Annotated in this window: 15 protein-coding genes and 4 pseudogenes; 10 read left to right on the top strand and 9 right to left on the bottom strand. The window is 70.5% G+C overall.

Translation table 11 applies throughout. The annotated features are described in order from the left end of the window. Window positions 1-184: 184 nt before the first annotated feature. A pseudogene (locus ACZ3KP_RS13770) lies at window positions 185-703 on the bottom strand (amino acid permease); the annotation flags it as partial. A 410-nt stretch (window positions 704-1,113) separates the two neighbouring features. Then, on the bottom strand, window positions 1,114-1,983 hold the full coding sequence (locus ACZ3KP_RS13765) for an NAD-binding protein (RefSeq protein ID WP_467499192.1): 870 nt from the start codon (window positions 1,981-1,983) through the stop codon (window positions 1,114-1,116). Between the two features lie 194 nt (window positions 1,984-2,177). Here ACZ3KP_RS13765 and ACZ3KP_RS13760 point away from each other — a divergent pair, with 194 nt between their 5' ends. Continuing rightward, window positions 2,178-2,861: a hypothetical protein gene (locus ACZ3KP_RS13760; protein ID WP_467499190.1), complete on the top strand. Its 684-nt coding sequence runs from the start codon at window positions 2,178-2,180 to the stop codon at window positions 2,859-2,861. A 100-nt stretch (window positions 2,862-2,961) separates the two neighbouring features. Here the strand turns inward: ACZ3KP_RS13760 and ACZ3KP_RS13755 are convergent, their stop codons facing one another. Together ACZ3KP_RS13755 and ACZ3KP_RS13750 are read right to left on the bottom strand one after the other, a co-directional pair. Then, window positions 2,962-3,756, bottom strand: a complete 795-nt coding sequence (locus tag ACZ3KP_RS13755; protein WP_467499188.1) for a DUF4118 domain-containing protein — start codon at window positions 3,754-3,756, stop codon at window positions 2,962-2,964. Next, a complete protein-coding gene (locus tag ACZ3KP_RS13750; RefSeq protein WP_467499186.1) occupies window positions 3,753-6,251 on the bottom strand; it encodes a sensor histidine kinase in 2,499 nt (832 codons plus the stop codon). The genes ACZ3KP_RS13755 and ACZ3KP_RS13750 overlap by 4 nt, the downstream gene beginning before the upstream one ends. A 236-nt stretch (window positions 6,252-6,487) precedes the next feature. Between ACZ3KP_RS13750 and ACZ3KP_RS13745 the strand changes: the two genes are divergently transcribed. The 7 genes and pseudogenes from ACZ3KP_RS13745 to ACZ3KP_RS13715 all read left to right on the top strand — a co-directional run. Then, a complete protein-coding gene (locus tag ACZ3KP_RS13745) occupies window positions 6,488-8,062 on the top strand; it encodes a Na+/H+ antiporter (RefSeq protein ID WP_467499184.1) in 1,575 nt (524 codons plus the stop codon). Window positions 8,063-8,068: 6 nt separating this feature from the next. Next, window positions 8,069-8,545 (top strand): annotated as a pseudogene (locus ACZ3KP_RS13740) (amino acid transporter); the annotation flags it as partial. A 284-nt stretch (window positions 8,546-8,829) separates the two neighbouring features. Beyond that, entirely contained in the window at window positions 8,830-9,135 is a 306-nt protein-coding gene (locus tag ACZ3KP_RS13735) for a hypothetical protein (protein ID WP_467499182.1), read from the top strand. Between the two features lie 299 nt (window positions 9,136-9,434). After that, the gene (locus ACZ3KP_RS13730) at window positions 9,435-9,761 is read left to right on the top strand and encodes a PadR family transcriptional regulator (RefSeq protein ID WP_451557853.1); all 327 of its coding nucleotides are present in this window, start codon (window positions 9,435-9,437) and stop codon (window positions 9,759-9,761) included. Then, on the top strand, window positions 9,758-10,114 hold the full coding sequence (locus ACZ3KP_RS13725; RefSeq protein ID WP_467499179.1) for a DUF1048 domain-containing protein: 357 nt from the start codon (window positions 9,758-9,760) through the stop codon (window positions 10,112-10,114). Before ACZ3KP_RS13730 ends, ACZ3KP_RS13725 begins: the two co-directional genes overlap by 4 nt. 1 nt (window position 10,115) lies before the next feature. Continuing rightward, complete coding sequence (locus ACZ3KP_RS13720; protein WP_467499177.1) at window positions 10,116-10,466, top strand: DUF1048 domain-containing protein; 351 nt, start codon at window positions 10,116-10,118, stop codon at window positions 10,464-10,466. Between the two features lie 171 nt (window positions 10,467-10,637). Next, window positions 10,638-11,129: pseudogene (locus ACZ3KP_RS13715) on the top strand (histidine phosphatase family protein); the annotation flags it as partial. A 33-nt stretch (window positions 11,130-11,162) separates the two neighbouring features. On the opposite strand, the pseudogene ACZ3KP_RS13710 reads toward ACZ3KP_RS13715, so the two are convergent. After that, window positions 11,163-11,676 (bottom strand): annotated as a pseudogene (locus ACZ3KP_RS13710) (hypothetical protein). 217 nt (window positions 11,677-11,893) lie between these two features. Between ACZ3KP_RS13710 and ACZ3KP_RS13705 the strand changes: the two are divergent. Both ACZ3KP_RS13705 and ACZ3KP_RS13700 read left to right on the top strand, forming a co-directional pair. Continuing rightward, window positions 11,894-13,864: a potassium transporter Kup gene (locus ACZ3KP_RS13705; protein ID WP_467499175.1), complete on the top strand. Its 1,971-nt coding sequence runs from the start codon at window positions 11,894-11,896 to the stop codon at window positions 13,862-13,864. Between the two features lie 164 nt (window positions 13,865-14,028). Further along, window positions 14,029-14,160 (top strand): alpha/beta fold hydrolase, encoded by a 132-nt coding sequence (locus tag ACZ3KP_RS13700; RefSeq protein ID WP_467499173.1) that lies wholly within the window; start codon window positions 14,029-14,031, stop codon window positions 14,158-14,160. 618 nt (window positions 14,161-14,778) lie between these two features. Here the strand turns inward: ACZ3KP_RS13700 and ACZ3KP_RS13695 are convergent. From ACZ3KP_RS13695 to ACZ3KP_RS13680, 4 genes are all read right to left on the bottom strand, one after another. Beyond that, window positions 14,779-16,041: a PP2C family protein-serine/threonine phosphatase gene (locus tag ACZ3KP_RS13695; RefSeq protein ID WP_467499273.1), complete on the bottom strand. Its 1,263-nt coding sequence runs from the start codon at window positions 16,039-16,041 to the stop codon at window positions 14,779-14,781. A 1,324-nt stretch (window positions 16,042-17,365) separates the two neighbouring features. Continuing rightward, the gene (locus ACZ3KP_RS13690; protein WP_467499171.1) at window positions 17,366-17,731 is read right to left on the bottom strand and encodes a hypothetical protein; all 366 of its coding nucleotides are present in this window, start codon (window positions 17,729-17,731) and stop codon (window positions 17,366-17,368) included. Next, entirely contained in the window at window positions 17,728-18,402 is a 675-nt protein-coding gene (locus ACZ3KP_RS13685; protein WP_467499169.1) for a hypothetical protein, read from the bottom strand. Before ACZ3KP_RS13685 ends, ACZ3KP_RS13690 begins: the two co-directional genes overlap by 4 nt. Beyond that, window positions 18,393-18,968: an RNA polymerase sigma factor gene (locus ACZ3KP_RS13680; protein ID WP_467499167.1), complete on the bottom strand. Its 576-nt coding sequence runs from the start codon at window positions 18,966-18,968 to the stop codon at window positions 18,393-18,395. The genes ACZ3KP_RS13685 and ACZ3KP_RS13680 overlap by 10 nt, the downstream gene beginning before the upstream one ends. Window positions 18,969-19,075 lie beyond the last annotated feature (107 nt).

The raw sequence follows: 19,075 nt of genomic DNA, 5'->3' as shown, positions 1-19,075 counted from the left end.
CGGCCATCGCGAACTCCTGGAGTGAGGTTCGGTTGAAACGGACGCTTAGAGGAAAGCGCCTCTCTGGCTGGATCCGGTCACCCGTTGACGACCCTCATACGGCCGTCGCAGCACATTTGACGGGACTCTTACGCCGTCTGACCCGTACCGGTCGGTAAGCGGGCGTGACAGCCGGTGACCTGGCTCACAGCCGGAAGCGAAGCCGGCAGATCACCGCGTCCGTCTCACGGCGTACGGCATGTGCGACCACCGCGCCCCGCTGGTTCTGCAGCAGCCTCTGCCACAGCCGCTCCGGCTCCGCCTCGGGGATCAGCACAGTGACCCGGGTGCCGGGCTCGGCAGCGGCCATCTCGCGGACGTACGCGGCGATGGGGCGGCCCAGGCTGCGCCGCGTGCAGGGCAGCCGCACCAGTCGCACACCGGGGTCCCACTCGGCCCAGGACCGCTCCAGGGCATGCAGCTGAGCCCGGTCCTCGGGGTCCGGGTAGCAGACGGTCACCGCGCGGACCTCGTCACCAAGGGAGACGGCCGCGGTGAGCGCCGCCGAGGTCAGCCGGGAGAGCGTGGACACTGGCACGATGACGAGGGAGCGCTCCCGGTGCGGTACCTCTGGTGTGCGGCCGAGCCCGAGCCGCTCACCGATCCGGCCGTAGGCGCGGTGCACGGTCCCGAAGGCCGCCACCAGCAGCGGCAGGGCGATCACGCGCGATGACGACGACGTGCGCGAGTGCACCCAGGGTCTGACCGTTTACAGCGGCATCTGGGCCTTCCTTGCGGCATCTTCGCGCCCAGTCGGCGGACCTTGACGCGATCTTGGCGGTCGTCTCCGTCAGAGCCGTGTCAAGGTCCGTCACTCGAGCTCTCCCGGTGACTACCGTCTCCGCCATGGCACGCCCTGATGGGTCCGGCGAGGTGGCGAACGACCTCGACTGGACAAGGCAGTTGTGGAGCGCCGTCCGCTGCGCCGGCGTTCTGCTTGCATGGCTGCTCCTGGTCGACTGGGGCACCGGCCGGACGGCCCTGTGGCGCATCGCGCTGTGGTTCGCCCTTGCCGGGCTGCTCTTCGTCGTGCTGTTTCCCGCCCGCGTGTCCGCCGGCCGCAACTGGCTGGCCTCACGTCGACTGGTGCGCGAGCAGCGGGTGCGGACGGACTTGCTGGTGTCGGTCCGTTGCCTGGACGGCGTCTCTCCACTGCTCGTGCTGCGGGACGCCCGGGGCGGGCGGGTTCAGATCGATCCCGAGGTCCTGGTCCGCAACCCGCAGTTGTGGTTCCGCCTGCACGAGGGCGCGGGCAAGGCCGCGGCCGACGGTCTGTTGCTGTGCGGGCAGACTGCGCTGCGCCGCCTGTCGGACCGCATGGACCGTGAGACGGCGCGGGCCGTGTTCAAGGCTTCCGGGCTGGACTAGGGCTGCAGCCATGCTTGTTGAGCGCATGACCACCCGCACCTGAGGGTTGCTCTCCCGTACTGCCATGACGATGTCCAGGTTCTGGCCGTCGTCGCGGGTGAGGACGAGCAGCGAACTGCTGTGCCGGACCCGGGCCAGGTCGAGCACGCCGGGAGCGGTGGCATCCTGCAGGATCAGCGGTACGCCCAGTTCGCGGGCGAACGCGACGCCTCGTGCGTGCGGGTCGCGTTCGATCACCACGACCTGGTGGTCCGTGGTGCGCAGCCGGGCGAGCACCCGGACACCGATCTTGCCAAGGCCGACGAGGACGACGTGTCCGGTCGTGTCTTCGTCAGGCGGATGACTCGCCGAGGCGGCGCGGAAGGCTTCGGTGGCGTTCAGTGTGGCTGCCACGACGAGCGGCAGTACGGCCAAGCCGATGAAACCGGCGACCAGTTGGAGTATGCGGCAGGCGACGGGCTCGTCGGTGGCCGGGTCGCCCAGGGTGAAGATGTCCAGCATCGGCAGGTACAGGTTCTTCCACCACGGGTGCTCGTCCGCGAACAGCGCCGTGGCGGCGGCCAGGGCCGGCACCATGGCGCCGAGCGCGCCAAAGACGGCGGTGACCTCGCGGGAGACACACCCTCCACGGCAGGTGTGCGAACCGGGCCCGCAGCCAGGCACCGGGGCGAAAGCGCAGTCCTCTGGGTGCCGCTTCGAGCGCGTGCTGGTGGGTGACCTCCTCGAGCATCAGCCGGCCGTGCGTGAACAGGCGGTGGTAGGCGGCCCGGGTGTCCGGCAGCGGCTGGGTGCCGTCCTCGCCGGGCGTCTCCGGACTGTCCTGGCTCGCCGGGTCGTCCTGGTGGGCACCGGACAGGACGGCGAGGGTGGCCAGGTCGGTGGCCTGCGCCGGTGTTCCGGCCGGACGCACGACACCGCGGAAGACCTTGCCCTCGACCTGCAAGGTGTGGCCGTGGCCGACGGCGGCCGCCGCCACGAGTTCGGGTACGGCGGTGTCGGCGTCGGACAGCACCGTGGTGGAGGTGTCCTGCACCGCCTCCGGACAGGCCGGCCGCGCGGTCCAGCAGCCGCTCCAGGTGCCGGCCACGCTCGCGGTGGAACATCCGCACCACCAGCCGGATCGACGGGTTGAGGGTGCGGGCCAGCACGGCGGCGGTCATGGTGACGTGGTCGTCGCGGTAGGTGAGAGGGAGCGCCCGCTCCACCCCGGCCGCCCGCAGGGTCCGCTCGTCGGGGAGCGCGGAGACGAGCAGCTCCAGCGGGGACCGCGGGTCCTCGTGCAGCGCGGCGATCCCCGCCCCGTACTCGTCCTCCCGGGACGGCACCACCACCGTGACGACCTCGCCGCACACCGCGTCCAGTTCGAGCGCGAGCCGGTGCGCGAGTCCGTCGTCACCGCAGATCACCATGTACTGCGAGCGCTGCCCAAGTCCGTTTCCCAGGTGGAGAGTTGACGTCACACCGGAAAGTAACGGCGGGAGGCGCGACACCGTTCCACCGGGCGGCCCCGTCCGGCGTCAGTATCCCGTCAGGGAATCCGCCGCGCCTGGCTCATCACCCGCGTACCGGCCCCGCCGTGTCCAGCGCGGCGCCCGTCTGGTCGGCCAGGGTCACGGCAACCAGCCGCGCCTGGAGCGCGGGTACGGCGCCCGGGCCGGGGGTGAGCATGAAGCGGCCGAGGTAGCGGCCGTTGCCGTACGCCCGGAGTTCGATCTCGCCCTCGGGCCAGCCGTCGGTGTCGGGGTTCCAGCTGCGCCTGCCGACCGTCACGCTGCCGTCCTTCTCCAGGCGCGGTGGTCGGCCCACCAGGCTGCCGTACTCGAAGCGGCAGGCGCGCAGGTCGAGCAGGTCGGTCAGCTCGGTGCGGACGTGGTCGACCACGGTGTCCGCCGAGTTGGCGGACTGGGCCAGCGCGGCGGTCCGGTGGATGCGCGCCAGATGGTCCGCGTCCGTCACCGTCATGACCTCCAGTCGCCGGGCGTGGGCCGCGAGCTGGGAGACGATCACGCCGACGACCAGCAGCAGCACCGCCGTCTCGATGTCGGCGGATGCGTTGATGTCGAAGGTCTGGTACGGCCGGGTGAGGAAGAAGTCGAACCAGGCCGCCGCCGACAGCGCCGCGACCACACCGGCCGTACGGCTGCCCAGCGCGGCCACCGCCACGACCACCACGACGAGGACGAGTGCCGCGTTCGTGTGCGTGAGGCCCGTACGGAACGGGACGAGCGCCAGCGCCACCAGGAACGGGGCGGCAAGGCCGGCCGCCAGGGCGAGCCGGTCCCTGAGTGGCCAGGGATGAGCCGGGGTGTGTGTGCGGTGGAGCCTCCAGGCGCCTGTCTCCGTGCTCATCGCGCACCTCCTGCGCTCTGCTCGGTGGGTTCGGCCCCTACGCTCTGATCGGAGATCGGCAGCGACACGACCATCGTGAGACCGCCGCCGGGCGTGTCCTCGGGGCTGAGGGTGCCGTTCATCGCCTCGGTCAGGCCCCGGGCGAGGGCCAGGCCAAGGCCGAGACCGGTGGTGTTGTCGTTGTCGCCGAGCCGCTGGAACGGTTCGAAGATCCGCTCCCGACCGGTCTGCGGCAGTCCCGGCCCCCGATCCACGACTCGCAGTTCCACCTGGCCGGCCAAGGCGCTGGCAGTGACCATCACCTTCCGTCCCGGTGGGGTGTGGCGGGCGGCGTTGCCGACCAGGTTGGCGATCACCCGTTCGAGCAGCGGCGGGTCGGCCAGTACGGCCGGGATGTCCTCGACGTCGGCGACCTCGACCTCCGGCACATCGAGGAGTGCCATGGGCAGGACCTCTTCCAGGGAGGTGGCGCGCAGGTTCAGGGTGAGGGCGCCGGCCTCCAGACGGCTGAGGTCGAGGAGGTTCTCCACCAGGCGGTTGAGCTTGGCCATGGACTCGTCGGCGGTGGCGAGAAGCTCGTCGCGGTCCTCGGCGGAGAAGGCGACATCGCGGCTGCGCAGCGAGGTGACGGCGGCCCAGCCGGCGGCGAGCGGGGTGCGCAGGTCGTGGCCGACAGCGCGCAGCAGGGCGGTGCGCAGCCGGTCGGCGGCCTTCACGGGCTCCACCTCGGCCGCCGCCTCGGCGAGGCGGGCCCGCTCCACGGCGGAGTTGACGTGCGCGGCGAACGCGGCCAGCACCCGCCGCTCGGACGACGACAGGGTACGGCCGCGCAGCACCAGGTAGGTTCCCGGCCCGGCCGGCACCACGGTGGCTCCGTCGGTGTCCGGCGGCTCGTCCGCCAGCTCGGCCGATTCCATACCGAAGGTCTCGCGGGTCCGCTCCAGCAGGGCCGGGATCGTCGCCTGGCCGCGCACGATGGTGCCGGCCAGCGAGGACATGGTCTCGGCTTCGGCGGTGGCCCGTGCCGAGCGCCTGGACAGCCGCAGCGAGCGGTCGACGACGGCGGCCACGGTGGCCGCGACGACCGCGAACACGGCCAGTGCCAGCAGGGCGTTGGCGTCGTGCAGGGTGAAGGACCCGATGGGTGGGACGAACCAGTAGTTGAGCAGCAGCGACGCCGTCACCGACGCGATCACGGCGGAAGCGACCCCGCCTATGCAGGCCACACCCACCACGGCCAGCAGGAACAGCAGTGCCTCGCTGGTCAGGTCCAGCGTCCCGCGCAGCTGGGCGAGCCCGGCGGTCATCAGCACCGGCAGGACCAGGCCGGCCACCGGGCCGGCGATCAGCCGGGCCGTGGACAGCGTACGGCGGCGGGACGGCAGCAGGGTGCCGCGCCCGGCCCGTTCGTGGGTGACCCGGTGGACGTCGATGTCGCCGGACAGCTCGGTCACGGTCTCCCCCGTGCCGGGCCCGGTCAGGAACCGCTGCAGCCGTCCCCGCCGGCTGGTGCCCAGTACCAGCTGGGTGGCGTTCTCGGCGCGCGCGAACTCCACCAGAGCGGTGGCCACGTCATCGCCGACCACCGAGTGGTAGCTGCCGCCGAGGTCCTCCACCAGCCTGCGCTGCCGGGCGAGGGAAGCGGCCGAGACGCCGCCGGCCAGGCCGTCGCTGCGGGCCACGTGCACGGCGAGCAGGTCGCCGCCGGCCGACCGCGCGGCGATCCGCGCCGCCCGCCGGATCAACGTGTCCCCTTCCGGCCCTCCGGTCAGGGCGACGACCACCCGCTCCCGGGTCTCCCACACCCCGCCGATGCCATGCTGCGAGCGGTACTCCTGCAGCGCCTCGTCCACCCGGTCCGCCACCCACAGCAGCGCCAGCTGCCGCAGGGCCGTGAGGTTGCCGGGCCGGAAGTAGTTGGCCAGGGCCGCGTCGATCTTCTCGGGGGCGTAGATGTTGCCGTGCGCCATCCGCCGGCGCAGTCCCTCCGGCGGCATGTCCACCAGCTCGATCTGCCAGGCCCTTCGCACGACCTCGTCGGGCACGGTCTCGTGCTGCGGGACGTTGGTGATCTTCTCGACGACGTCGTTGAGGGATTCCAGGTGCTGGATGTTCAGCGCGGTGATCACATCGATGCCGACGGCGAGAAGGGCGTCGATGTCCTGCCAGCGCTTGGCGTTGCGGCCGTCCCCGGGAATGTTGCTGTGCGCGATCTCGTCCACGATCGCGACCTGCGGGCGACGGGCCAGGACCGCGGCCAGGTCCATCTCCTCGAAGCCCCCGCCGCGGTAGGTGCAGGAGGCGCGGGGGACGACCTCCAGGCCGTCGAGCATCGCTTCCGTGCGCTGACGACCGTGGCACTCCACGAAGCCCACCACCACGTCCGCCCCGCGGGCGGCGCGGCGCCGCCCCTCGTCGAGCATCCGGTAGGTCTTGCCGACTCCCGGGGCCGCCCCGAGGTAGACCTTCAGTCGTCCGGGCCGTACGTCACTCATCGCTGCCGATGTGCTCCGCTCGCTGCGTCAACTTCCCCCGTTTGCAGGGGGCTGCTCATAAGGAAGCCCCTCCGAGGGCCGTCCGGGACGCGTCTTAGCGCTTCCTTGGCGCCGATCCCGAAGACATTGACACTGCCTTGGCGTGACCTGGGCCGATAGGGTGAAGGCGGTGTGCCGGGAAGTCTGGTCGGCAGGGGAGCCAGGGTGGCTCCCTTTTTCAGCCCCAGGGGGACGGCATGCGGAGCGTCGGCACGGTACTCGCGTTGGTCATCCTGGCCACCGTGGTGGCGACCTTCGCGCGCCGCTGGCGCATCCCCGCCCCCTCGCTGCTGGTCGTCGCCGGCCTCGCGGTGGCGCTGCTGCCGGGCACCCCCCAGATCGAGATCAGCCCGGAGATCATCGGCCTGGTCGTGCTACCGCCGTTGTTGTACGCGAGCGCGGAGGACATGCCATGGCGTGAGCTGCGGGCGGTGTGGAAGCCGGTCGGGATCCTCGCGATAGGGCTGGTCCTCGCATCGGCCGCGGCCGTCGGCGCGGTGGCCGCCCTGGTCACTCCGCTGTCCTGGCAGATGGCGTTCGTGCTGGGCGCGGTGCTGGCCAGCACCGACCCGGTGGCCGTGACCGCGCTCGGCCGCCGACTCGCCCTGCCGCCGAAGGTACAGGTCCTCGTCCAGGCGGAGAGCCTGTTCAACGACGCGACCTCGTTGGTGCTGGTCCGGGTGGCGGCCGGGATAGCGATCGCCTCGGCGGCGGCGAACTGGGGCGCGGCAGGCGGTCAGTTCCTGCTGCTGGCCGGCGGCGGCACGGTGATCGGAGCGGCGGTGGCCGCCGTGGTAACGCTGATCCGGCGCCGTACCGAGGACCCGGTGCTGGAGACGGTGATCGCCCTGGTCACACCGTACGCCTCCTATGTGCTGGCGGAGGCCGCCCACACCTCGGGGGTGACGTCCTGCGTGGTCGCCGGGGTGATCCTGGGCGGGCGCGGTGACCGGCTCACCAACGCCCGCATACGCCTGCAGCTGCACGCCGTGTACGGCACGGTGGTCTTCCTGCTGGAGAGCGTGGTCTTCTCGCTGATCGGGCTGGCCCTGCCGGCAGAGGTGCGAGCCCTGGCCGACGGGGACCGGGCCTGGCCCCTGTACGCTCTCGCCGTCGCCGCCACGCTCATCGCCGTACGCCTGCTGTGGCTCGTCCCGCTGTCGGCGGTCGTCCAGCGCAAGGGCGGCATCAGCCGGCTGAACTGGCGCATCCCGATGGTGCTGACCTGGGCGGGCACACGCGGCGTGATGCCGCTGGCCGCCGCCCTGTCCATCCCCGAGATCGCCAAGAACGGCACCCCGCTCACCGACCGACCACTGGTGCTGGTCCTGACCACCTCGGTCGTGGTCGTCACCCTCGTCGGGCAGGGCTTCACCCTCGCCCCGGTCGTCCGCGCCTCCGGCATCGCCCTGGAGCCCGCCCACACCGCACGCGAGGAAACCGAGGCCCGCTCCCACCTCGCCCACGCCGGCCTCGCCCGCCTGGAGGAACTGGCCGAACTGGAGGCCGTCCCCGACATCGTCCTCGACCGGCTGCGCCGCGGCCTGACGGCGCGCTTGGACGATGCCCGTGACCGCCTCGCCGAGCACAACGGCACCGCCGTCGCCACCGAATCGGCCGAGCTGGTCTACCGCCAGCTGCGCCGCGACCTGATCGCCGTCGAGACGTCGGAACTGCAGCGCCTCTACGACGCCCACCGCATCAGCGACACCACTCGCCGCCGCCTGCAGCGGTCCCTGGACCTGGAAGAGGCACGGCTGGCGGACGCCTGAAGCGAGATGGACGACATGGCGGAACGGTTCATCCGGGACATGTCCCACCGCCGCATCCGCTTCATCGCGAACAAACCCCGCCGACGCAGCAGGGCCGAGTACCGCGACAAGATCGAGCAGATCCGCGCCGACAACGACATCCCGGCCACGGAGGACTTCGTCTTCGTCGAGGTCACGGTCACCGCCCCCTCCGAGTTCGAGGCGGGCCCGACCGTGCGCGGCGAGGTCCTGCACGACCGCTATCGGGTGCTGACGCTGGAGCACTCCTCCATCTCCAACGCCCTGGCGGCCCTCCTCCTGCACACCCGGGACATGACGGGCTGCACCCCGCACATCTACTTCGAGTGGACCGAGGGCAACCCCTTCGCCAACTTCCTGCGCTTCTTCCTCTTCGGCCAGGGCGAGGTGGCCCCGGTCACCCGCGAGGTCCTGCGCGAGGCGGAACCGAACCGCGTCAGACGCCCGCGCGTCCGCACCGGCTGACTTTCACCTCCGACGACCGGCGTCAGGATTCCGTCAGGATTCACCCGCACACCGCCAGGACTCCGTAAGCGGCGGTCGCCGCAGACCCTACGGCCGCCTAGCGTCGGCGTCATGCGACGGAGCGGACCGCCAGGCTCGGCCGGCGACCGCCACTGGTGCGGCAGCGCCCGGCTCGCGGAGAGCTGCGCCCTGACCTTCTGCGCCCTGTGCCTCCTCGTCGACTGGGACGCGGGAAGCCTGACGCCCCTGCGCGCCCTGCTCTGGATCACCCTGTCGGCCGCGGTGTGCGCCGTCCTACTCCCCCAGCGGGTCACCGCGGGCCCCGGCTGGCTCGCAGTCCGCACACCGTACGGCAGTACGACGGCGTCTCCTCCCACCTGGTCCTGCGGGACGTCCACGGCCACCGTCTGGAACTCGACCCCCGCGTCCTTACCGCCAACCCCCTGCTCTGGCACGAACTCGACACCGGCGTCCGCCGCTCCCTGGAACGCGGCACCTTGCGTCAGGGAGCCGACGTTCTGGAACGGCTGGGCCACCGTATCGACGACGAGGCGCTGCAGGCGGTCCTCCGGGCGTCGGGACTCTCCTGATCTCACCCCAATGCCACCCACGCGGTCCCACTGACCGCCTCCTGGCGGTGGCCGCATCTCCCCCGGCCAGTGAGCCACGCGACCGGCAAGAAGTCGCGTGTGCCGAGAAGCCGGTCGAGGACGTCGACGAACGCGATATCTGGGACCAGTGCAAGGAAGTAGTGGCAAGCGATTGAGGGGGTGATCGCTGGGTGTTGAGGTTTGCCGATCTCGCAGCGCTGCGCTTGACCACTACTCGGTGGTACCGTATAGCGGTACTCGGTATTACGGAGTACCGGGAGGGCTGAACAGGAGCCGCGATGGACGACCTGACGGAGATGCTGAAGGGCACGCTCGAGGGCTGCGTGCTCGAAATCATCGGCAGGGAGGAGACCTACGGGTACGCCATCACGCGCCGGCTCAACGAACTCGGCTTCGCGGACGTCATCGAGGGGACGGTGTACACCATCTTGCTGCGGCTGGAGAGGAAAGGACTCGTCCAGGTCACGAAACGACCCTCCGAGGTGGGCCCGCCGCGCAAGTTCTACGCACTCAACGACGCCGGCCGCGAGGAACTCGCGACGTTCTGGGCGAAGTGGCAGTACGTCTCATCACGCATCGACAGGCTCAGGGAGGGCGGGAGATGAACTTCTGGGAGACCATCAAAGGCAGCGATCTCACCAGGGAATGGAAGGCGTTCGAAGCTCGGGCCGAGGTCCTGCCGGACGACTACCGGTCGGCGTGGGAACAGATCAAGGGCCACCTCTTCCCCTACGGGGACTTCACCGGCCGCAACCTGATGCCGATCCTCGACGCCGCCCTGGCGCTGCTCGAAGAAGCAGCGGCGGACGGGCAGAGCGTCCGCGAGGTGTTCGGCGACGACATCCCAGGCTTTTGCACGGCGCTGGCCGGCGGACAGGGGGCCCGGACCTATCGCGACCGGTGGCGCGAGCAGTTGAACAGGAACGTCGCAAGGAAATTGGGCCGGCTGGGAGGCTGACGTGGGCATCCAGGACATCATCGAGGGCAAGAAGCAGTGGCGGGCGCACATGGCTCGAGTCAAGGCGCTCCCGCCGGACTACCAGATCGTCTACAAGGAGATGCAGAGGTACCTGTTCAAGGTCGGACCGATCGACATGACCGACGGGCCCCTGCTCCCCGGAATCGTCGACTTCTTCGAGGAGGGCGTCGCCGAAGGCAAGGGAGTCCTGGAACTCATCAGCAACGACGTCGCCGCCTTCTGTGACGACCTGGTCAAGGACTCGCGCACCTACGCAGATGTCTATCAGGAGTCCATCAGCGGGAAACCCGGCACGGACGAGAAGCAACCTCCGTCGTCTTCAAGCCAGTAGGCACAAGCCCGCACGACGCCTGGCGAGCTGAGCAGCTTGCCAGCGCGTCGGCAGACCCGCTCTCCGCGACCTGCGCAAGCACCCCGAACACACCCCGTGACATGCACGAACAACGAGGTGACTTCCTCAACGTGCCTCGGGGTGCAACAAGATCGGACAGCGTGCGCAGCCATGGGACCGACGCGGGGGGAGGCGGCGGCAAGGGCGTTGGCAGCGAGGCTGGCACGCCGCCGGCTGGTCGCTGTGTTCAGCAGCCCGTTGAGCCGCGCCATGCGAACAGCCGAGCTGGCCGGCCTGACCAGCGCCAAGCCCGATCCCGACCTGTTGGAGTAGGACTACGGCGGCTACGAGGGCCTGACTGCCGAGCAGATCCGCGAGTCGCGGCCGGGCTGGGACCTTTGGCGGGACGGCGTCATTCCCGGCGACGCCGATCATCCCGGCGAGCAGCTCCAACAGGTGGCGGCGCGCACGGACGCGGTGCTGGACCGCATCCGTCCACTGCTGAGCGATGGCGATGTCGCCGTCGTCGCGCACGGCCATCTCGCCCGCGTGCTCACCGCGCGCCGGCTCGGCCTCGACGCGTTCGCGAGCCGACTGCTCGGACACCCGCATCCGGGCACCCGCAGCTTCCTGGCCACCGAGGACGGGCAGCCGTTCATTTCCGCCTGGAACGTCCCGTGGCGCAAGCCCGCCGCCTCACAGCTGACGCGAGAGGCGCCGGAAGCAGATGAGCGTCGCGGCGAGGTCGGCGAAGGCAAGGAAGTGCTCGGCCTTGCGCTCGTAGCGGCGGTGGAGCCTGCGGCATCCGGCGAGCCAGGGGACGGTGGGCTCGATGGATCCAGCGGTGGGTCCTGGACGGTGAGAGGATACGACGGTCTTGGGGGGGGCGATACGCGAGGTGATGTGGCGGGCGCCGAGCCATCGTCGCAGGTGGTCGTAGTCGTAGCCTCTGTCGGCATGGAGCTTGGCGGGGCTCCTTCGGCGTGGCCCACGACGGGAGTGGATCGGCGGAACCCGCGCACGAGCGGCTCCAGCGCCCGGCTGTCGCGGGTTTGGCGCAACTGCCGCCACGTGCAGCCGGACGTGGCCACGAACGCGAGCACGGCCTGGACCTCCCGATCCTCGTAGCGCCGCCGTCCCCACCCTGCGGACGTGTCGGCGCCGTGGGCACCGCTCACCGGAACGACTGCCAGAGCCCGTCAGGAACCAACTACTCCACGATCGTCACTCACGCAGGCTACTCGGCCAAATGCGATGTCCTCTTGGATGAGCTCGACCGATCCGCCGCAATGACCGCCCAGGCCGGCGGCACAGAGACGCCGTTGAGACGAAGCGGCCCCACCTACCGATATTCGCGCTGGTGATCGGTATTGTCCGCCCCGATACACCGGGCCCGTAGACAGCGGTCCGCAACGAGGAGGATCACCATGGCCGACCGTTGGCAGGAAACCGCGCCGGATGACGGATTCCCATCGCGGACGTCCGAAGCTCATCATGCCAGCGCGCACGACACGGCACGTCCGGCGCTGGTCATCGGTGCTCTCGGTGTGGTCTTCGGTGACATCGGCACCAGCCCGATCTACACCCTCCAGACCGTGTTCAACCCGAGCGACCCACACCCCGTCCCCGTCACCACACAGAACGTCTACGGAGTGGTGTCGCTGGTGTTCTGGTCGGTGGTGGTCATCGTCCTGGTCACCTATGTGCTGCTGGCGATGCGCGCCGACAACGACGGCGAGGGCGGCATCATGGCGCTGATCACCCTCGTACGGCGATACACCTCACGGCCGGCCGGACGGACCGCCGCCGTACTGGCCGCGCTCGGCATCTTCGGCGCGTCGCTGTTCTTCGGCGACAGCATGATCACCCCGGCGATCTCGGTACTGTCCGCGGTCGAGGGACTCAAGGTCGTCCAGCCCTCGCTGGAGAGCGCGGTCGTGCCCATCACCGCAGTCATCATCGTGCTGCTGTTCCTCGTCCAACGCAGGGGAACAGCAGCGGTCGGGCGGGTATTCGGCCCCGTCATGATCGCCTGGTTCACCGCCATCGGCGCCTGCGGTGTCGCCGGCATCGCGGACCACCCGGCCATCCTCAGGGCACTGTCACCGACGTACGCCCTGGGCTTCCTGTTCGGCCATTTCGGCACGGCCTTCTTCGCGCTGGCCGCGGTCGTGCTCGCGGTCACCGGCGCCGAGGCGCTCTACGCCGACATGGGGCACTTCGGCCGCCGGGCGATCACCCGCGCCTGGATGTTCCTCGTCTTCCCCGCCTGCATCCTGAGCTACCTCGGCCAGGGCGCCCTCATCCTCGCCGACCCGCACAACACCAGCAGCCCCTTCTTCCTGCTCGTGCCCACCTGGGGACAGTGGCCGATGGTCGCGCTCGCCACGGCGGCCACCGTCATCGCCTCCCAGGCAGTGATCACCGGCGCGTACTCGGTCACCTCCCAGGCCGCCCAACTCGGCTACCTTCCGAGGCTGCGGATCGCGCACACCTCCGAGTCGACCATCGGCCAGATCTACGTCCCCTGGATCAACTGGATGCTGATGGTCTCGGTCCTCACCCTCGTCTTCGCCTTCCGCAGCTCCACGGCGCTCGCCTTCGCGTTCGGCATGGCGGTCACCGGCACCATCACCATCACCACCCTGCTGTTCTTCTACGTCGCCCGCTCGAAATGGGGCACGCCCAGATGGCTGGTCGCCACCGGCGCCACCGTGTTGCTCTTCGTGGACCTGCTGTTCGTGGCGGCCAACATGACCAAGCTCGTCCACGGCGCGTGGCTGCCGCTGCTGATCGGCATCACCGCGTTCACCGTCATGACGACCTGGCGACGCGGCCGCGAGATCGTCACCGCCGAACGCGCACAACTCGAAGGCCCGCTGCCCGAGTTCGTCGAGGACCTCCGATCGGAGAAGGTGTCGACGCTCCGGATCCCGGGCACGGCCGTCTTCCTCAACCGGGGCAAGCAGACCGCGCCCCTGGCCATGCGGGCCAACGTCAAGCACAACCACGTGCGCCACGACCAGGTCGTGATCCTCTCGCTTGAGACCGAGCCCGTGCCCCGCGTCCCGGCCGACCAGCGGCTCGTCGTCGACGACCTCGGTTACGCCGACGACGGGATCATCCACGTCACCGCCCGGTTCGGCTACATGGAGACACCGGACGTACCCAGCACACTGGCCATGCTCACCCCGGCCCGAACCGAAGGACAGTTGAACCTCGACCAGGCGTCCTACTTCCTGTCGAAGATCGATCTCCGGCGCGGCAAGTCACCGACGATGGCGCCCTGGCGCAAGCGGCTGTTCATCGCCACCTCCTACATCACGGCCGACGCCGCCGAGTACTTCGGCCTTCCCCGCGACCGCACGGTGATCATGGGCTCACACATCGAGGTGTAGACGCGCTCCGGCCGCTGTTCGTCGGGCGGAGCGGGCCCGGGATGCACTACGACCAGGTTCTTCAGGTCCGGTTTCGTCGCTTCCCGCTCCTGCCGCGCGGCCGACGGCATACCCACCGAGTGACACGACGGTCCAGGCTGCCGTCGCCACCGCCAGGGCGAGCCATGCCGCCGAGTGGTGGCGCAGAAGGACTCGCCACCGACGTCACCGGACTGGTCATCCCTGGCTCCGGCCACTTCGTCACCGAAGAAGCCCCCGACGCCGTCACCAGGGCACTGCTCGACTTCTTCCGCTGACCGACGCCACCCCGCCCGGCCCTGCCGGGCGGGGACGTTGGCCTGGCTCGGAGGCGTGTGACGACACGACCGTGACGAATGAGGGCCTCCTGGAAGGGATGCCGAGCCGTCTGACGGCTTCCGACAGCCTCCAGAGGTCCTCACCTCCCACGCTGACTCGGCTTCGAGGCTGCGGCGCCGCCTGCAGCAGGCGCGTCGGGTCGCCAACGAAAGGCTGGTTGACCGCCCACTCGCCGTGGACCGGACCATCCCCTTCTCGGCTCCTCCGGCCGTTCGGGCCTTGCGACCTTGGCGGCCTTCGCGATCTCGCCCGGTTCTTCGCACTGGGATGTGCCGGATTGTGGTGGGGTCGGGTCGCGCTGCACACGCACAGCTTGGCATCGGGCCATGTGCCGCGCCCCGGACGGTGCATCCGGTGACGACGGGTGCAGAGCGAGTACTCGCTGTAGACCCGGGACCCCGAGCCGGAGGTGCTCCCCACGTGCGTGGCCCTCGGCATCGGCTTCCTGAACCTCGGCGCCAGGCAACTCCCGCTCTCCGTACAGACCCCCTCCCATGGGTGAGCCGCCGAGGAGAAGTGGGACGGTTCTCCGAACACCTCGTGAGCGTTGGCACCGTTCACCTAGGACACGACTGGTCCTTCGCGCGTGCGGCAGAGGCTTGCCGGGTGTCTGCGCCGCTGCTGACGTGCCGCTGGGTCTCCTGGGGGCCGTGCCAGTCCAGGCAGACGGCGGTGGCATCGTCTTCGAGCCGGCCGTCGGCGGCGTCCCGGACCGCGGACGTCAGCGCCAGTGCGGTCTCCCTCGGGTGCAGATTCCGGGTGCGCGCCAGCAGGGCGGGCAGGTCGACCTTCTCTCCGTGACGTTCGAGCATGCCGTCGGTGAACATGAGCAGACGGTCACCGGGCCGCAGGTCGAGGTCCTGCACACGGTACGGGTGGGGAGTCAGCTCAGACAGCCCGAAGGGATGGTCCACCTCGCAGGTGATCGTCTCCACAGCCCCGTTGCGCATGCGCAGTGGCCAGGGATGACCGGCGTTGACGAGCCGGGCCCGCCCGGTATGGAGATTGATGCGCAGGAGCTGCCCGGTGGCATGACCGTGGCCGTGTTCGATCAGTGCCTGGTCTGCCCGGTGGGCCTGTTCGGCCAGGCCGGTGCCCGCCCGGCGGGCACCGCGCAGGGCGCCCACCAGGACCGTGGCGGCCAGGGCGGAATCCATGTCGTGGCCCATGGGATCGGTCACCGACACGTGCAAGGCGTCGCGGTCCACGGTGTAGTCGAAGGTGTCGCCGCTGAGGTCCTCGGAGGGCTCCAGGTTCCCGCACAGGGTGAACTGTGCGGCCTCGCACGACAGCGACAGGGGCAGCAGCTGGTACTGGATTTCAGCTGCCAGGGTGGTCGGCTTGGAGCGTTTGCCCCAGGTGTAGAGATCGGTGAAGCGGCCGTTGGCGATCACGATGTAGGCCAGGATGTGGGCGGCTTCCCCGACTGCGTCGAGCACGTCCTCGCCAGGGCCGGTCGGCAGGAGCAGTTCCAGCAGCCCGATCGCATCCCCGCGGTTGGTGACGGGCACGATCACCCGCTGCCCCTCGCCGGTCGCGTCCTGATACAGGCGCTGGGTACGGATCACCTCCTCATAGACGCTGCCGAACAGGGGAATCCGCTCGGCCTGCCGCCCACCCCGAGTGGTGGCGGTGGACAGCCGAGCCACCGCCTTCCCCGTCAGGTCCACGATGAGGAAAGAGACCTTCGTGGCCTCGAAACGCCGCAGCAGGTCCTCCGCGATCACGTCGACGGCGTCCGCCGGCGCCGCTGCCTCCGCTGCTGTCAGCAATCGGGTGAGCCCACTTTGTCCACCACTCACGACCGCAGTCCCTTCCATAACCCCCCCACCAGCTTGGTAATCACCGCAGTGAGCGTCAATCCGTGAACAGTCACGCTCCGGCATTCGCCCGCGGACGGGGCCGCCACGGCTGCTCTGTACAAAAGCGGCTCGACGGGTGCGGTCCAGCTGCCCGACGCGACGGCCCTGGACGGCGAGCTGGTCGTACGGGAAATCCAGCAGGCTCGCCTTCGAGCGACTCCGGGGTCGCCTCCAGCGGCGCGGTGCCGGCGCTGCCCGGCTCGCGGAGCAGTGGCCCGCCCACTTCGTCGCCTTCGACTTGTTGCGCCTGGCGGGCACCGACACGACCAGGTGGCCGTACGCGGGCGCCAGGGCTGCTCTGGAACGCCTCTTTGCCGAACAGAACCTCACCGCGCCGTGGGCGCTGTGCCCGTCGTTCCCCTCGCTGACCAGGGGACTCACAAAACTGCGGACAGGGCCCTGCAGGCGGCCAGGGCTACTTGTCGCCCCAACCTGGCGGGAGCCGACCCGCAGGTCCACCGCGGCCCGGTCGGCGAGGCGGGGGACAAGGACGCGGCTCAACCGGGCGAGGGCCTCGTCCACCTCCAGGGTCTGACCGAGCACGTCGGTGATCTCCGCGACGAGTGTCAGCCGCTCGGCGAGACTCTCCAGCGCGCTCGTACGAGCGGCTCGTTCCTTCTGTTCCACCCGTTCCACCCGTTCCGACTGCTCGGCGCGTTCCGCTCGTTCCCTGCCGGCATGGCGGTCCGCGGCGGTCTCGACGATCAGCACGACCATGCCCAGGCAGACGCCCAAGACGTCGTCCGCCAGGGGGGTGGCCGACCAGGAGATCGGGACCAGCCGTCCGTCACCACGCAGGCACCTGTCGTCGTCCCCGCGGGACGAGGGCACCTCCCGGGTCGCGACGGCACGGATCGTGCGTGGAACTCCCCGTCGCCACCCGCCGCACCAACGGCGGAGCCGTGGGCGCCATCGCATCGCGGGGCGCCGTCACTGGGTCACGTCAGCGGCTCCCCCGGCTCGTTGGCTGAACCGGAGGAGCCTGAGTCGAGCCAGCCCCATGGATACGCTGCTGAACGCGGCCCACCTCCGAGTCCCCCCTCCCGAGTCCCCCCACACCCGAATGCCCTGCCGCGATGTGCGACAGGCGCTCAATCGGAGCCGCCATCGGTCGTGCCCAGAACCCCGGGAGGAGGGGATGCTCTGGGACGCCGCGATCAGGACGTCTTCTTCCGGGTGCGGTTGATGCACTCCGAACGCACGACCGTCCGCACCGGCACCGGAGAGCCTCGAACCGACTCTGAAGAACGACGGTGCGCGGGGCCTGTGCCCGCGCCGCCGCTCATGCCGCGTCGCGCCAGGTGGCGATACCGGTCACCGTGACCGCGACGGTGACCGGCTCCGCAGCACCGTGGGTGGCGAGGTGGGTGACGAGGGCGGCTGTCACCCGGTCGTGGACGATTCGGGCGATGTCCAGCGCCCGCCGACCCTCCGTCAGGACGCAGCGCACCTCGATGTGCCATCCCGACCCGTCCGGCGCCCGGTCGGCGCGTACGCCGGCCTCGGGCGGCGTGGTGTCCGCCCGGGTGGGCGCGGCGGCTGCCGCGAGGCGCCGGGCGAGGCGGGGTTGCAGGGCGGCCACGCCAGGAACCGCGAGGGCTGCCTCGGCCGCGACGCCGGGGAGCGCGGTGGTGTCGGCGGCGGTCATCCTGCGCCACCGCCCGTCGGGAGGCGGGGACCGAGGGTCGGTCCCGGTTCCAGTACGTCGGCCACGGTGATGTCGACGGCTGTCACCGTGAGCCCCAGGTCCTGTCCGGCCGAGTGCAGGACCGATCGGCGTACCTGGTGGACCCGGTCGGTCAGCGGGCGGTCGAGGGCGGCGGCCAGGGTCATGGTCACCCGCACGTCGGTGCCGTTGCCCTCGGGTACGAGCCGGCAGGTCGCGGCCCTGGCACCGGGGACCGTGTCCGCGGCCCGCCTCAGCACCTTCGCCGCGGCGCTCTCGGCGATCCGCAGGTCCCGGTCGGGGTCGGCCAGGGGCAGCAGCCGCCCGAACCGGACCTCTGCCCTGACGACGTCCATGACCCGGTCGGCGAGTGCGTGCAGGCCCGGAGGGTCCTCGTCGCGCAGCGTCCGGGCGGCCGCGTTCACCGTGGCCAGTCCCTCGACCGCCTCTCGGCAGTATGGACAGGACACCGGGTGCGGGTCCGCGGCCGGGGGTGCGTCCCGCGCCTGTTCCCAGACCCGGCTGAGCAGGCGGCCGCAGGGCAGTACCTCATCGCCTGCGATCGGGGGCACGTCGGCGGCGGTCCAGCCGTTGCGGGGCCCGTCGGCTCCGGGCGGTTCGGGAGGCCGCGTGTGCGGGTCGTCTAGCGCCATGGGCCCATCGCCTCCTGCAGGGATCGGCGTGCCCTGAACAGTCTGCCGCGTACCGTCTGCTCGCCGGTACGCGTCACGTGCGCTATCTCCTTGTAGGGCAGGCCCTGCACCTCCCGCATGATCCAGCAGACCCGCTGTCCGGCGTCCAGCTCGGCGAGTGCGCGGAACAGGGCGGCCGTGGCCGCGTCCTGCTCGGCGGTCCGGGCGGGCTGGCTCCACGCGTCGCTCGCCGCGGGTTCGGCCACGGTGTCCAGGGGAACGGGCGGCGGCCGGCGGTGGCACATGGTCTGACAGCGGTTGACGGTGATCCGGTACATCCAGGTGCGGAACTCCGCCCTGTGGCGGTATTCCGGCAGGTGGCGCCAGGCACTGACGAAGGCGTCCTGGACGGCCTCTTCGGCGTCCTGGGGGTTGCCCAGCATGCAGCGGGCCAGGGTCAGGAGGGAGCGGCTGTGCCGCTGGACGAGAACGGCGAAGGCGTCCTCGTCTCCCTCGGCCGCCCGCACCGCCAGCAGACGGTCGGGCAGGCCGCACCCCGGTCGTGGGGAAGCAGTGCGTTCGATCATGGCGCTCCCACGCAGGCTCGGAACGACCGTGTACCCCCGAAAAGAGATGTGATGCACATCACACACCAGGGCGCGTGAGGACTCCGCCGCTCGATATGTCCAACTTT

The sequence above is a fragment of the Streptomyces sp. NPDC020958 genome, from assembly GCF_055562175.1.
The sequence above is the reverse complement of the archived record's forward strand: the minus strand, read 5'-3'. Positions and strand labels throughout refer to the sequence as shown.

Excerpts from the sequence above, each read along its gene's own strand:
- ACZ3KP_RS13695 (WP_467499273.1), bottom strand. The coding sequence starts at position 16,041 with ATGGAAGGGACTGCGGTCGTGAGTGGTGGACAAAGTGGGCTCACCCGA.
- ACZ3KP_RS13745 (WP_467499184.1), top strand. The coding sequence starts at position 6,488 with ATGCGGAGCGTCGGCACGGTACTCGCGTTGGTCATCCTGGCCACCGTG.
- ACZ3KP_RS13705 (WP_467499175.1), top strand. The coding sequence starts at position 11,894 with ATGGCCGACCGTTGGCAGGAAACCGCGCCGGATGACGGATTCCCATCG.
- ACZ3KP_RS13725 (WP_467499179.1), top strand. The coding sequence starts at position 9,758 with ATGAACTTCTGGGAGACCATCAAAGGCAGCGATCTCACCAGGGAATGG.
- ACZ3KP_RS13755 (WP_467499188.1), bottom strand. The coding sequence starts at position 3,756 with ATGAGCACGGAGACAGGCGCCTGGAGGCTCCACCGCACACACACCCCG.
- ACZ3KP_RS13680 (WP_467499167.1), bottom strand. The coding sequence starts at position 18,968 with ATGATCGAACGCACTGCTTCCCCACGACCGGGGTGCGGCCTGCCCGAC.
- ACZ3KP_RS13730 (WP_451557853.1), top strand. The coding sequence starts at position 9,435 with ATGGACGACCTGACGGAGATGCTGAAGGGCACGCTCGAGGGCTGCGTG.
- ACZ3KP_RS13765 (WP_467499192.1), bottom strand. The coding sequence starts at position 1,983 with ATGGTGCCGGCCCTGGCCGCCGCCACGGCGCTGTTCGCGGACGAGCAC.
- ACZ3KP_RS13700 (WP_467499173.1), top strand. The coding sequence starts at position 14,029 with ATGCCGCCGAGTGGTGGCGCAGAAGGACTCGCCACCGACGTCACCGGA.
- ACZ3KP_RS13690 (WP_467499171.1), bottom strand. The coding sequence starts at position 17,731 with ATGACCGCCGCCGACACCACCGCGCTCCCCGGCGTCGCGGCCGAGGCA.
- ACZ3KP_RS13685 (WP_467499169.1), bottom strand. The coding sequence starts at position 18,402 with ATGGCGCTAGACGACCCGCACACGCGGCCTCCCGAACCGCCCGGAGCC.
- ACZ3KP_RS13750 (WP_467499186.1), bottom strand. The coding sequence starts at position 6,251 with ATGAGTGACGTACGGCCCGGACGACTGAAGGTCTACCTCGGGGCGGCC.